The following is a 13488-nucleotide window of genomic DNA, read 5'->3' as shown; positions in this document are numbered from 1 at the left end:
GTGATTAAAGAATACAGTTTTGAAGGAATCTGGTTTAGCAAAACGGTTTCATCCCATTGTCTAATTACTGCTATCGCGATTGTTTTATTTTTTGATTAGCAGCGGTTGAGCAAGCTACGCATTATTGTTTTGAACGGTCATCGGTTGTCACTGCACTGTCAGAAAGCATCTATTGAGTGTAAAAAATATCAAATACTCAAATTTGAGATACCTTTAAAGCCTATTATTCAGAAATATCCTACATAATAGTTATCTATATCTTGCCGACGTAATAAACTGGTCAAAGCTTTCACACCAGATGATAACGGTGTCGTATTTAGCCGCATCAAACCCTGTTGGAAGAGTGACAGTAAAGCGATCGAAACTTTTGACATCACCAACCTGAACCATCTGTTCTTTTTGCGCTAAAAAATCTGCTTCGGTTTCAATAAAGGTTGGCGAAAAATATAACTTGTAGTCGGGCCCAGGAGCCAACTCGCCAACAAAGGCAACTTCATCTTGGCTGATGGAAAGTGAACCTTCTCCCCAATGTAAAAAATCACTATCTTTGCGATCTTTTTGAAAACTCGCAGTATAGATAGCCTGCGTGGTGATACTTTGCACCTTCTGCATCGTAGGAGATGGGGGTTGAGTGAGAATGGGCAACGCATAAATTCCTAATGCGAAGCCCAATGCGATACACATCGTGTGTGTTAGCAGCAGCAATATCCTTTTCATCCTGACACTCACTTGAAAAATTACTGCTATAAATGTATATGATCTTTAATGAAATATCATTGTTGAATTAGATACTTATTGGTAATTAAGAGCTGTTTTCTCTGCCAATGTCACAATAACTTTTACCGCTTGCTCCATTCCCTCTATCGAAACGAACTCATGAATGCCATGAAAGTTGTAACCACCGGTGAAAATGTTAGGGCATGGCAGACCCATAAATGATAATCGCGCACCATCCGTACCACCACGAATTGGCTTAATCTGGGGCTGAACATCACACGCAATCATCGCTTGTTTCGCTAACTCTATGATATGCGGATACGGCTCCACTTGCTCTTTCATGTTGAAGTAGCTATCGGTTAACTTCAATTCAACTGAGCCGTGCGTTAATTGGCTGTTCAACTCGGCAACTTTTTCAATCATAAATTGTTTACGAGCCGCTTGCCCTTCACGGTCAAAGTCTCGGATGATGTAGCCCAGCTCGCTACGCGCAACCGACATACTCGCGGACTTCAGATGGTAGAAACCCTGATAGCCATCAGTGCACTCAGGAGTCTCGTCACTTGGCATCATCATTTGGAACTGAGCAGCAATGTTCATTGAGTTGACCATCTTGTCTTTTGCTGTTCCAGGATGAACATTGACACCATGGCAAATAACATCAGCACTGGTGGCATTGAAGTTCTCAAATTCCAGCTCACCGACCGGACCACCATCAATGGTGTAAGCCCACTCGGCCCCGAACCTTGCCACATCAAACTTGTCAGCACCTCGGCCGATCTCTTCGTCCGGCGTAAAGCCAATACAGATCTCACCGTGAGGGATTTCGGGATGGGCGATAAGCTCCGCCATAGCAGAAATAATTTCCGCAATGCCTGCTTTATTGTCTGCCCCAAGTAACGTTGTCCCATCTGTGGTAATCAAGTTATGCCCATGTAATTGATGCAAATCGGGATATTGAATTGGAGAGAGTATTTGGTCACCTTTGCCTAACGCAATATCACCACCCTGATAATCTTCTACAATCTGCGCTTTTACATTCTCACCTGAAGCATCAGGTGCAGTATCCATATGCGCGATAAAGCCAATCGCTGGAACAGGATAATCTACGTTACTTGGTAGTTTAGCCATTACATACCCATTGGAATCGAGAGAAACATTACTTAAGCCAAGTTCAATCAATTCCTGTTTAAGAAATTGAGCAAAGGTCATTTGTCCTTCGCTGCTTGGACAGGCAAGATGGTTCGGATTTGATTGAGTATTAAAAGTCACATAGCGCAGAAAACGTTGTACCAATTCATTCATAAATACATTCTCTTATAATTTAAGCCTTACTCATAACGAGCTCTCATCGTACGCCTTCTTAGCTACAAGGCTTTGCTATAAATCATTTTTTTCGCAATAACTAGCGAATACAAAAAAGCCCGAAGAGCATAGCTACTCGGGCTTAAAAATATTCAAGTTGCAGGATTAAAGCAGAATAAAGATACCTGCTAAACATGCACTCATCAGGTTAGCTAATGTGCCAGCAAGCACAGCCTTAATGCCTAAATTGGCTACTTCAGCGCGTCTCTCTGGCGCAATAACGCCGATTGATCCCAGCTGGATTGCAATAGAACCAATGTTAGCAAAACCACAAAGTGCAAAAGTAATGATGACTTGGCTATGCTCTGAAAGCAGAGCTTTATGTTCAACAAAATCAATGAACGCAACAAATTCATTCATTACGATCTTCTGACCAATGTATGAGCCAGCCATCAACACTTCATTGGAAGGAACACCTATAACCCATGCGAGTGGCGAAAACAAATATCCAAACAGCGCTTGGAGCGTAATGCCACTAAAGCCAACCAACTCTCCTAGGCTTTCAAGACCCGTGTTCACCATCGCAATCACACTGACAAAAGCTATCAGCATAGTACCCACCGCAACGGCCACCTTCATGCCATTCATCGCACCACTTGCTAGTGCATCAATCACATTACTCTCTTGCGCTTGATCCATTTCAATATTTGATTGGTCGATAGGAGTATCACGTTCAGGCACAATGATTTTTGCCATCATCAAACTACCTGGTGCAGCCATAAAACTCGCGGCAATCAGATATTTTAGCTCCACTCCCAGACCTGCATAGCCACCGAGCACACTCCCTGCTACAGACGCCATGCCACCAGCCATAACCGCAAACAGCTCAGAACGAGTCATTCGAGAAAGAAAAGGACGAACTAGAAGAGGAGACTCACCTTGAGAAAGAAAAATGTTACCCGTTGCCACCAAAGATTCTGCTTTACTGGTGCCAAGAAACTTTTGAATACCGCCACCGATGAACTCGATAACTTTTTGCATAATGCCGAGATAATAAAGTGCAGAAATAAGAGCACTGAAGAAGATGATGATAGGAAGAACGCGAACAGCAAAAATGAACCCAGTGTTCGCTAGATCACCAAATAGGAAGGCTATCCCTTGGTCTGCAAACCCCAATAAGCTCGATACGCCGCTACTTAAACTTGTTAATGCTGCCTGTCCCCAAGGGAAGTAAAGCACTAACGCTGCGAAAGCAACTTGAAGTAACAGAGCACGGGACACTGTTTTCCAGTTAATTGATTGGCGACTTTCCGACAGTAATACTGCACACAAAAGCAGGGCAACGACACCGATTAAGCCAAATAAAACATTCATTAAAAATTACCTCTACAAGCATTGAATTGGTAGCTGGTCCTGTCCTTGGGGTCATTCACCATTCCCTGTGACGGCTTGTATTGGTAGAGCTGTTATTCTCAACCGGGCGGAAAGTATAGCGCCACGAATGAGAGTTTCATCACATATTTATACGCAAACGTTCAAGTGTTCAATGTATGACCACTCTGCATATTTGGCACACCTACTGGTCGCGGTAAACTTCGTCTTTGCCCTTGTCAACATACGCACTTAAACACCTATAAAATTGGAACCAAACTCTCAATTTCACTATCAGGGCATCACAATTATTGGCCAAAAACTGGCGTTATATCATTTGGCACCTAGTGTTAAGTAACAAAGCTTAACGTACCTTTGGTATGACAATTAAGTTCACTACAACGTCATAGGCGAACCTAGCTAACACAACTAAGACTTTCCCCGCTCATGCGGGGATTTTTTTGGCTCGTAAGGAAGGATCGTATGGCATTTTTCCTCCCAACCGCTAGAATACCCGCCCTACTTTGATGTCTGAGAGCCTATATGCAACGCGATTACACTTACAGCAGTCTCACTCAAACTTCTCGTGAAGAGCTTGAAGAATTGAGCTTGAAAATGATTCATCGTCTTATTCCTGAAGAATCAATGACAGAACTGTTTACGTTTGAGCAAGATGAGGCCGAAGATCAGGATAAGCTTCAAGAAGCTCAGTTTGACGCAATGCTCAGAATGAACGCTATCGCACTGAGCCAACTGCCAGCATTGTTTGAAGAATCGGACAATAAGCAGCAAAACATCATTCGAATGCAGCGACTACTGCTGTGGCATTTTTACACAGTGTCGTTTCATCTAGAGCGAGCGATTCCACTTGAGACTCACTGTAACCACGTTGAGATAATCCTCAAGGAGAGCCCTCAAAACGCACTCGAATGGGTAACCACACTCACTGACTTACTGCGTCAATACGCTCAGATTGCACAATCAAAATGACGATACTAGAAAGGATGAGCTACGAGTTGCTGGCTGTCTTCTAGCATCTGTTGTGCAACATACTGGTGTGTCGCTGTTGTCGGATGGGTTACGTCCCAAAACACAAACTTATCCGAACCTTGATAAGCACACTCAGAGCGCAAAGGATGGTTGTACAAATAGTCGACGGATGAAGAACGATTAATATCGAGACACGCTTCACTTGCGTTAACAAATCCATGCGCTTGAGGATCGGCAACCAAGCTCTCAAACAAAGCATGAGTATCATGCAGAGTAATGGTGTACCCCTGTGCAGTGTAGTACGCCACTTGTGCTTTTATGAATCGATTCATCTCCACAATCTTCGCGCGAATTTTGTCAATGTCTTCTTGGGTAGAATAGCGAAACTGAGGCGCACGTGTTGCGTCTGGTAACGTCATTAACAAGAGGTGCTTCGCCCCAGCGTCGGTAAGTCGAATCAGTGCCTCTGCATAATCAGATTTAACCTCTGCGACACTTCGGTTGTAATTCATGAAGTCATTCAATCCAAACTCCAAGGTAAATAGCGTATTTTCAGGTCGGTAGTTTTTCGCTAACTTCGCATAGGTTAAATAGGATGTGACCTGATCCCCGACGCCCGTTAACGCAATGTATTGGTTCTCGCCTGCAGCCCCACCGACCGCCCAGTTGTAAAGAGGTAGATTCTTCGCTTTAGCAATGTATTCCGTCCAAACAAACCCGTTTGAAAAATGCCCCAAGAACCAACTGTTCGGGTTAGGGAAACGCCACTGCGAGGCATTAAAAATATTACCGGTATCCGATAAGCTATCGCCAAACGCAATCATCTTGTTGATTTGCTGCGGCTGAACAACAGGGTCATTGCTCCAGATCGAATGGTTATATGAGAAACGATTGTCGGCCGCATAGTAAGTAATATCGGCATTGTCATTCGCTAGGTCCAATGTTTGTTCGCAACGTTGTTTAATGATGCTGTGGGGAGTGTCGGTATAAAACATGTTTTTAAACGACACAGAGCTCCACCAATATCCATTCAAAGTCAAGTAACTTCCGTCAGGGTTTTCAGCCCACTCCCAATCCGTGCCAGGGTCATCTTTGGAATAGCTGGTTCGATACCAACATCGCACATAAGTATAAGTTTGCTTACCCTGTGCACTGACAACCTGTGCGGGAGAAATCATCTCAGGGGTAATCAACTCTTCTGACGCCGAAGCAAATGCGAGTGGCAGCAAGGCACTCATTAGTGTCATGGTTCTTTTCATAAGATTCTCGTTATTGTAATTAATGAGAAACGCTCTCATCTAAATACATTTTCAGACTAATTACTCTAATGAGTCAAATGTAAGAATATTCCTATATCCAGCTTTGTAACCAAGATCTATTTTCAATAGATTTAGTAAATATATCCCACCGCCCTAAAAATAGAATATTTACTCAAAATTAGTGACTAGAAAAGCAGCCTTTCACTACTAAGTAATTGCTTTATAAGAATATATAAGCACCATCATTGTTAACGGAATGTGTTGTTTTGAAGATCTTTTGTTCAGTTTTACCGATTCAGGACATAAATGTATTGGTATTTTCTGACAACTGAGCATAGCTATATTGCTCATTCACATTTTCGTTGAATGAGAACTAATTAATAAAAAGTGAATAAAATTGTCTCAAAAGGAATAAGACAAAATGCATCACAAAACAAATACAATCAAAGGTTTGTTTTCAACTACTGCGGTTGCGGTAGTGCTAACACTACCAACGTCAGCATACGCTTCTTTAACTGGGTTCGACGAATCCAAACTACCCACCAAGTACATCGTTAAGTTCAAAGGTGACCATACCGCTCTTTCTTCAATGAGCAGTAGTCCTTTCTCCGGACCACGAATCGTACAAGAATCGGTGTTGGAACAACTCAACGCCAACAAAGTGGAAAAGCTAGGTGACCAATCGATATACAGTATCGAAATCGACAACACAAAAGTAACTCAGTTAAGTAATCGTAGTGACGTCGAGTATGTCGAGATTGATCCACCTCGCTACCTTTTAAGTGAAACGGTGCCATGGGGCTACACCGCCGTAAACGCTCAGCTTCTTGATGACTCAAACGCGGGCAATCGCACTGTGTGTATCATTGATTCAGGTTACGACTTATCACACAACGATTTAAGTGGAAACCGAGTCTCTGGAACAAATGACAGTGGGACAGGTTCTTGGAGTGCTCCGGGTAACAACAATGCCCACGGCACTCACGTAGCGGGAACCATTGCAGCAATGGCGAACAACGAAGGCATTAAGGGCGTGATGCCAAATCAAAACGTTAATTTGCATATTGTTAAAGTGTTTAACGAATCGGGATGGGGATACTCCTCTAGCTTGGTTAAAGCGATTCAAACCTGTGCAGACAACGGTGCTAACGTGGTCAATATGAGCCTAGGTGGCAGTCAGTCCAGTGTTACTGAACAAAATGCACTACAACGCATTTATGACCAGGGGGTACTGCTGATCGCTGCGGCAGGTAACGACGGCAATACCGCACACAGTTACCCTGCCTCCTATGACTCAGTCATGTCGGTCGCTGCAATAGACAATCAAAATGCGCACGCGGCGTTCTCACAGGCAACGGATCAAGTTGAGATTTCTGGTCCAGGTGTGGCGATCTTGTCCACAGTTACGATCGGAGAAGGTAAACTTTCAGACATCCAATTAGACGGTGTCAGTCAATTCGACCGCGGTATCGTCCCACATAACCGCTTAGTACAGCGTTCGGGCAACTATCAATCTGAGCCTGTTGCTGGTTCAGTTACTGCGTCTCTTGGTGTTTGTGACACCTCCAACGGCCGTTTCACTTGCGCAGATATGACTAACAAGATTTGTCTGGTTGAACGGATTGGTAACCAAGGTTCAGGAAGCTATCCAGAAATAGATGCCGTTCAAGCTTGTTCCGATGCAGGTGCTAGAGCGAGTATTGTTTACAGCAATAGCGACTTGCCTGGACTACAAAACCCTTTCCTTGTCGACACAAACGATACCGCGCGTATCCTGTCGGTCACGGTTGACCGAGAATTTGGCCAACAGCTTCTCGCATACGCAGGTCAGGAAATCTCAGTGTCAACAACGCTTGGAGAGGACTACGAGTATTACAACGGAACTTCAATGGCAACTCCGCATGTCACCGGTGTCGCTGGTTTAGTCTGGAGTTACTACCCTACTTGTACTGCGGCTCAAATACGTAGCGTGCTAACCAAGACAGCTACCGATATTGATGTTGCAGGACGCGATAATCGAACAGGCTACGGTCTCGTTGACAGCGACGCTGCGGTTAAGTATCTCGAGCAATACGGTTGTGAAGGTTCTGGCAACGGCGATAATGGAACTGATAGCTATGTAAACGATACAGCGGTTGCGATCCCAGACAACAACTCCCGTGGCGTGATAAGTGAACTATCTGTAAGCCGTGCTGGCGACGCTGGTATCATCACTGTAGCGATTGATATCAGTCACACCTACATCGGTGATCTCAAGATCACATTAATCTCACCAGAAGGTGGTCAAGTCATCCTGCATGACAACACAGGTGGCAGTTCAAATAACATCCAGAACAGCTATCAAGTTGACTTTACTGGTTTTGAGTCAAAAGGTGATTGGCAGCTAAAAGCTGTTGATAGCGCAAGACGAGATGTCGGTACAATTAATCGCTGGTCACTGACTTTTCCATAAGGAGTTCAAGTCACTATGGTAAATAGACTCATAACATGTTCAATACTGTTGATGATGGGGATCACAGGCTCGGTACTCGCCAATAGCCAAGGTTTCCCTTTCCCCGGAAACAAGCAAGAGGCTATAGAACAAGCACCAACAAGATATTTCGTTAAATATTTTGCTGGTAAAGGCCCCGAAGCTCGTAAGGCTATCACTCTATCTGGTCTAAACATTGTTGATGAGCTACCTAATGACCAAGTATTTGTGATTGAGGGAGAGTCAAAACAAGTTGAAAAACTGATGCAGAGCTCTTCGATTGAATACACCGAACCCGAGCCGATAAGAAAACTATTGGCTCAGTAATGACAAAGGCGAACATCCGTTCGCCTTTGCTACTTTTCCACGCCTAAGTCACGAACAAAACCACTCTCTTCGTAACCATGCTCTCTCACGGTATTAAAGCTTCCAGTGAGCGGTGTAAATGTCTATGACCGACTTTTAAATTTGTCTTTGTCGATCGCGTGTTTTTTCATCCTTAAATAGAGTTTTTTCCGCGGAACTTGCAGGTAATCAGCGGCCTCACTCACTCGCCCCGAATGCAAAAACAGCGCATCTTCAATTACACCTTTTTCAAAATCATCCATCAATTCATCAAGCGGTAACTGCGTTTCAGCTTGGGTATAGAGTTTTTCTTTACCCGTTAATTTAATGATCCCTACCGCATATAGCTCAGCTATATTTCGTAATTCACGGACATTTCCAGGCCAAGTATGACCTCTGAGTATCGACAAGTAGTTCGACTCCACTTTAGGGAGCAGTTTACCCAATGTCTTACAGCTCTTTTTGAGATAGTGATGAAATAACACCGCTATATCGTCTGGACGCTGTCGCAAAGCTGGCATTTCTATCACCCCCTGATTGAGCACATAATAGAGCTCGGGAATTAATTGCTGTTTAGCGATGAGTGTTTCTGGATCGCAGCCTAAAACAGCGATCACACGTAACGGCCTACCCTCTCTTTCGTTGGCGATCAGCCTTTGAGCCAGAAACCGTTGGCACTCTTCTGAAAGCAACTCCGCACTATCCAGCATCAGAGTTCCTTCTTTAAACTCAGACAGCTGTTGAGCCAATTCACTTTCCATCATATCCGGCTTTGCTTGAATGACTTCAAAGGCATCCCCTTTCTCTGACATTGAGTGCAATAGATGCGCAGCAAGGTGCCTGCCAGTTCCTGATTCACCCCAAATAACAACATGATTCTTGAGTAAGGCAAACTGGGAAATAAGGAGACGGATTTGCTCCAATTGCGCCGAGCTCCCCACTAAAGACTTATCAATCGTGGCGACCATCGCATGTTTTTGTTCAATAAAGCTGCGCCGTAAATCTAAATGCTCTTTGACCATTTCCAATAGTGCCGCAGGATTAATCGGCTTCTCAATGAACTCGCACGCCCCTTTTTTGACGGCATCCACCGCCATTGGGATATCGCCATGCCCAGTAATCACAATGACCGGAATACGTTCATCAATTTGTTTAATTTTCTCTAGTAACTCCAGCCCATGAATCTGGGGCATGTACATATCCAACAACACGACCCCCGCCCAATCAGGGGTGAGAAACGGTGTCGTCAATGTAGGGTCAAGGAGTGGCTTCGCCGAAAGTCCAGCGATATCCATCAGATGCTTATAGGAATCCAAAACATCTTGGTCGTCGTCCACTAATAGGATCGAGTAATTAAGATTTTGCATGTAGCAATTCCAAAATAACTAACGCGCCTTTATCTAAGTTGGACGCTAAATATATCTGCCCAGAGTGTTTTTCCATCAAAGATTTGCTTATGTTTAGCCCAAGCCCCAAACCCACTTCTTTGGTCGTTGTGAAGGGCGTAAAAAGTTTATCAATGATGCTAAAATCAAACCCGTTACCGCTATCAAATATTCCGATAGCATGGTGTGTGTGAGTCTCGTAAACCGCACGAATAGTGATTTTTCGCTTCTCTCCATTCTGCTCATCAATAGCATCACAGCTATTCACCAACAGATTGACAAGTACCTGTTCTATGGCGAGAGCGTTCCCATGCACGGTAAGGTCTGAGGTCAATTGGTTATCAATTTCGACCATTTGTCTTCTTGCTTTTGCGATCACGATGGTCATCGCTTGGTCTGCGATATCTTTAAGATTTTGCGTTGCCGCTGGCTGGTCATCGTCTGACTTTTTCGCAAAGCTCCGTAGGCTGGATATGATTTTCCCCATCCGCATAGCCAAGCCTTCGATGTAACCAAGTGACTGATCGACGCCTGCAAAATTACCCGCTTGCGATGAAATTTTGGCACTATACAAATAAGTAGACATTGCATTGAGCGGCTGATTTAGCTCATGCGCCATACTGGTCATGGTTTGCCCTACCACTGCCATTTTGGCTGCTTGTATCAACTCACCTTGTGTTTGCTTTAGGTGCCGTTCGGTCCGCTCGCGTTCAACGATTTCCTCTAACAAACGATGATTTTTCTCTCTTAAATCTGATGTTTTATCCGCGACACGTTGCTCTAGCTCCCTAGCATTCAATTCTTGCTGGGTAATATCAGTGATCGTAACGATCACTTTGTTGAACTGACCATGTGAAAACAGATGGAAGTCAAAATGTAGATAGCAGGTCTGCTCATCTACAACACATAGGGTAATCTCATCATGCCCATCTCTAAATAATGCTCCATTGCGTTGGAACACTGCGGCTAAGACACGTTGACTCCGATTTTCGAACGAATCCCAAATCAACTTCTTTTCCACCTCTCCCTGAAACGCCAGTAGCCTGCGTGCGCTGAGATTGGCAGACTCGACATATCCCGCTAAGTCACAGGTCAATAAACTCGCAGAGGTGTTGTTGATCAGACTCATCGCATTGGTACGCTGAATCTCTTTGACGCTGACGCCATACTCAATGAGTTTTTCACTCAGGCGACCAATCTCATCAGCCCCATCAACTTGAATAGGATGACTTAAATCGCCTTTTGTTATCGCATCAATACTCGAGCTTAATGCCGTTAGACGAGCCACGATGCGGCGATTAATAAAATAGTAAGTGAGGAACAGCGACATCACTATCGATACACTGAAACAAACGATAAGAACATGGTTCCCATAGGAGACAAGACTCGTCGTTTGCGCTTGTACATTGATAAAGCTGTCATCGGCCTCTTGTACAATCAAACCAATCTGCTGATGAATATCACTTAGCTGTTGGTCAATATTGACCTTTAACAGATCAATACGTTGGTTTAACGCTACCTTATCTAACACTTGATGGTAGAAAACACCTTGCGGGGCAAGTAATGTCGCTAACTCTTGAATTAACTGCTGGTACGCTATGGTTGAAGGTAGGACAAAAATGGCGGCACTATTGCTCACCAAATCATCCAATTTGTATTGGATTACCTTGGTCGCATTGTGGACCTCACCAAGTTGCTGCGCCTGAATAACTTCACTAGTCATAGCGAAGACATTCGACTCCAGATCTAATACATGCTGAATCGCTCGCAATTGATCCAAGGCGATATTACGCTCTTCGCCCGTTTCATCACGTCGGATCAACCAATGTAACTCTTGACGTATCGGTGTGAGTTCAGAACGAATATCTTGATGAATCCAGTTGATCTGCTCTTCTAATTTATTCACTCTGCGACTATGTTCAATCCGCTGAAGCACGAGCGCACTGTACTGTTCTAATGTTTCATCAAGAACTCGGTAACGCTCAGAAAGCATTTGAGTATCGTCGTTTGACATATCCCCAGAACCTATGCGATTCAGAGTCAGATTGATGGCTTCAAGCTGCTCAGAGAGTTCTGCGATTTGTCTGTTTAACTCAACTTTGTTATTTAGACGAGGCAACAGTTGAACTCGATAGCGTATCTCACTACTTCGGCTTTCTAGTAAGTAACTGGTATTGTATTTCGGCACACTATTGTCGAGCAATTCACTCACTTGTTCATCGAGTTGGTTCCATGTTAGCCATGCAACAATACTCACTACCATCAGTAAAAGCGTTGAACCAGCAAAGGCCAAAATCAACTTTGCGCCAATCGTACTCCACTTAGTCATAGCGATAACTCTACTTGAATGGCTTTCAGGGTATCCGCCACCTGAAGCAAATTATCCTCAAACTTAACCCCGAAACGATAACCAAACTCTGCCAATACTGCTTGTTCCAATCCGCTTGAGGCTTGATTTGAAGCATCTTGTTCAGCAATGGAGTTCGCGATCGAACGGACTTCTTCCTCTGTCATCGGGATAAGGAAAAGTTGCTGTTTTAAGTGAGAGACTCTCCTACTCAATTCAGGGTTCGACGCAGTGATTGACTCAAGCTCTGCAATGCTGTGCCAAAGATCCTGTAACTCTGGTAGACGCTTAGTTATCGCTTCATCGAAAATGATATTAACCAGCTTTTCTCTTTTCATTAGTTTTTCCAAATTAAGAGGCGGATTCTTCTCGCTATACAACGAATCATCTTTAATCGAGTGCTTGGCAAAGTCACTGTTGACCATACTATCTTGGACACGTTTGGATAGGAGCAGCGTAATAAAGCTTTGGGTTGATTCATTTTCTCCTGAGTTTTTTAGCACCCCAATATAGGTTGGCATTAGCGTAAAATCTGAATCGTATCCAAAGCCAACATGCTGAAACTGTTTTGGTAACACTAACGCATAACTATCGATGGTTGGTCCGACGCCAAATTGTCCTTTAGCTACATAGTCAGCGACACCAAAGCTGCGAGAGGAAACAGTACCAAGGTTGGCTCCAACATTTAAAATGATTGCCCAACCTTTTAACCACCCATGTTTGGCTAAAATACTTTCTATCATCATTTGTGTCGTCCCCGAACGACTTGGCGTACTCATCGTAATGTGACCAAAGTACTCAAACGCAACCAAATCTATAAATTGATTTGGGATTTGTAGCTGGTTAGCTTTTAGGTAGTCGTTGTTCCACACTAGCCCTGCACCAGAGTAGCCCACGCTGACTACTTTATTTCGCTTAGGCAAGACAAAAGGCACCAACCACTCGGGCATTTCATTGCTATAAGACACGCTTGCTAACTGGTTACGCTTAAAAAGTTCCTCCATTAAAAATGGCGATGAACTAAGTACGACATCGACATCTTGCATGTAACTTTTGTTTAGTAGTTGAATCGCTGACTGTGTTCTTCTATGAATCAGCTTTATATCTGCCTTGGGATTCCTTTGTTTATATTCCGACATTAACTCCGCGATTGGCTCGCTCGAAAAGGTAGTGAGTACCACCAATTGATCTTGATTTGCCAACGCATATGGGCTGAACCACAACACGCCCAGCCCTATCTTTGCCAACCGCCTTATAAACACTTTTGCTAATCCCACTTCACAAAATCCCCTAGAAATG

General features: G+C 43.9%; 10 protein-coding genes. 3 read left to right on the top strand and 7 right to left on the bottom strand.

Annotated features, from left to right (window positions below):
- Window positions 1-249: 249 nt before the first annotated feature.
- The 3 genes from ACQEXT_RS00900 to ACQEXT_RS00890 all read right to left on the bottom strand — a co-directional run bounded on the left by ACQEXT_RS00900 (window position 250) and on the right by ACQEXT_RS00890 (window position 3396).
- Entirely contained in the window at window positions 250-717 is a 468-nt protein-coding gene (locus tag ACQEXT_RS00900) for a DM13 domain-containing protein (RefSeq protein ID WP_426950200.1), read from the bottom strand.
- Between the two features lie 75 nt (window positions 718-792).
- A complete protein-coding gene (gene pepT, locus ACQEXT_RS00895) occupies window positions 793-2022 on the bottom strand; it encodes a peptidase T (protein WP_426950198.1) in 1230 nt (409 codons plus the stop codon).
- A 165-nt stretch (window positions 2023-2187) separates the two neighbouring features.
- A complete protein-coding gene (locus tag ACQEXT_RS00890; RefSeq protein WP_426950197.1) occupies window positions 2188-3396 on the bottom strand; it encodes a NupC/NupG family nucleoside CNT transporter in 1209 nt (402 codons plus the stop codon).
- Window positions 3397-3936: 540 nt separating this feature from the next.
- Here ACQEXT_RS00890 and ACQEXT_RS00885 point away from each other — a divergent pair.
- Window positions 3937-4383, top strand: coding sequence for an exoribonuclease R (locus ACQEXT_RS00885; protein WP_138972610.1), 447 nt, complete (start codon window positions 3937-3939; stop codon window positions 4381-4383).
- Window positions 4384-4388: 5 nt separating this feature from the next.
- On the opposite strand, the gene ACQEXT_RS00880 is transcribed toward ACQEXT_RS00885, so the two are convergent.
- Entirely contained in the window at window positions 4389-5642 is a 1254-nt protein-coding gene (locus tag ACQEXT_RS00880) for an SGNH/GDSL hydrolase family protein (protein WP_426950195.1), read from the bottom strand.
- Between the two features lie 421 nt (window positions 5643-6063).
- Between ACQEXT_RS00880 and ACQEXT_RS00875 the strand changes: the two genes are divergently transcribed.
- Both ACQEXT_RS00875 and ACQEXT_RS00870 read left to right on the top strand, forming a co-directional pair.
- Complete coding sequence (locus ACQEXT_RS00875; protein WP_426950193.1) at window positions 6064-8094, top strand: S8 family serine peptidase; 2031 nt, start codon at window positions 6064-6066, stop codon at window positions 8092-8094.
- 15 nt (window positions 8095-8109) lie between these two features.
- Window positions 8110-8439 carry an ATPase gene (locus ACQEXT_RS00870; RefSeq protein WP_426950192.1) on the top strand — a complete coding sequence of 110 codons (330 nt, stop codon included), beginning with the start codon at window positions 8110-8112 and terminating at the stop codon, window positions 8437-8439.
- 122 nt (window positions 8440-8561) lie between these two features.
- On the opposite strand, the gene ACQEXT_RS00865 is transcribed toward ACQEXT_RS00870, so the two are convergent.
- Genes ACQEXT_RS00865 through ACQEXT_RS00855 form a run of 3 tightly spaced genes read right to left on the bottom strand, consistent with a single transcriptional unit; the run spans window position 8562 to window position 13466 of the window.
- On the bottom strand, window positions 8562-9824 hold the full coding sequence (locus ACQEXT_RS00865; protein WP_426950191.1) for a sigma-54-dependent transcriptional regulator: 1263 nt from the start codon (window positions 9822-9824) through the stop codon (window positions 8562-8564).
- On the bottom strand, window positions 9811-12171 hold the full coding sequence (locus ACQEXT_RS00860; protein WP_426950189.1) for an ATP-binding protein: 2361 nt from the start codon (window positions 12169-12171) through the stop codon (window positions 9811-9813). Before ACQEXT_RS00860 ends, ACQEXT_RS00865 begins: the two co-directional genes overlap by 14 nt.
- A complete protein-coding gene (locus ACQEXT_RS00855) occupies window positions 12168-13466 on the bottom strand; it encodes an ABC transporter substrate-binding protein (protein ID WP_426950187.1) in 1299 nt (432 codons plus the stop codon). Before ACQEXT_RS00855 ends, ACQEXT_RS00860 begins: the two co-directional genes overlap by 4 nt.
- Window positions 13467-13488 lie beyond the last annotated feature (22 nt).

Origin of the sequence: Vibrio sp. TRT 29B02 (assembly GCF_050113655.1) — a bacterium.
GTDB lineage: Bacteria > Pseudomonadota > Gammaproteobacteria > Enterobacterales > Vibrionaceae > Vibrio.
This window is presented reverse-complemented; position numbering and strand designations above follow the sequence as displayed.

What these genes read in the sequence shown, in the direction of transcription:
- ACQEXT_RS00865 (WP_426950191.1), bottom strand. Translation starts at nt 9,824, where the DNA reads ATGCAAAATCTTAATTACTCGATCCTATTAGTGGACGACGACCAAGAT.
- ACQEXT_RS00890 (WP_426950197.1), bottom strand. Translation starts at nt 3,396, where the DNA reads ATGAATGTTTTATTTGGCTTAATCGGTGTCGTTGCCCTGCTTTTGTGT.
- ACQEXT_RS00860 (WP_426950189.1), bottom strand. Translation starts at nt 12,171, where the DNA reads ATGACTAAGTGGAGTACGATTGGCGCAAAGTTGATTTTGGCCTTTGCT.
- ACQEXT_RS00885 (WP_138972610.1), top strand. Translation starts at nt 3,937, where the DNA reads ATGCAACGCGATTACACTTACAGCAGTCTCACTCAAACTTCTCGTGAA.
- pepT (WP_426950198.1), bottom strand. Translation starts at nt 2,022, where the DNA reads ATGAATGAATTGGTACAACGTTTTCTGCGCTATGTGACTTTTAATACT.
- ACQEXT_RS00880 (WP_426950195.1), bottom strand. Translation starts at nt 5,642, where the DNA reads ATGAAAAGAACCATGACACTAATGAGTGCCTTGCTGCCACTCGCATTT.
- ACQEXT_RS00870 (WP_426950192.1), top strand. Translation starts at nt 8,110, where the DNA reads ATGGTAAATAGACTCATAACATGTTCAATACTGTTGATGATGGGGATC.
- ACQEXT_RS00900 (WP_426950200.1), bottom strand. Translation starts at nt 717, where the DNA reads ATGAAAAGGATATTGCTGCTGCTAACACACACGATGTGTATCGCATTG.
- ACQEXT_RS00875 (WP_426950193.1), top strand. Translation starts at nt 6,064, where the DNA reads ATGCATCACAAAACAAATACAATCAAAGGTTTGTTTTCAACTACTGCG.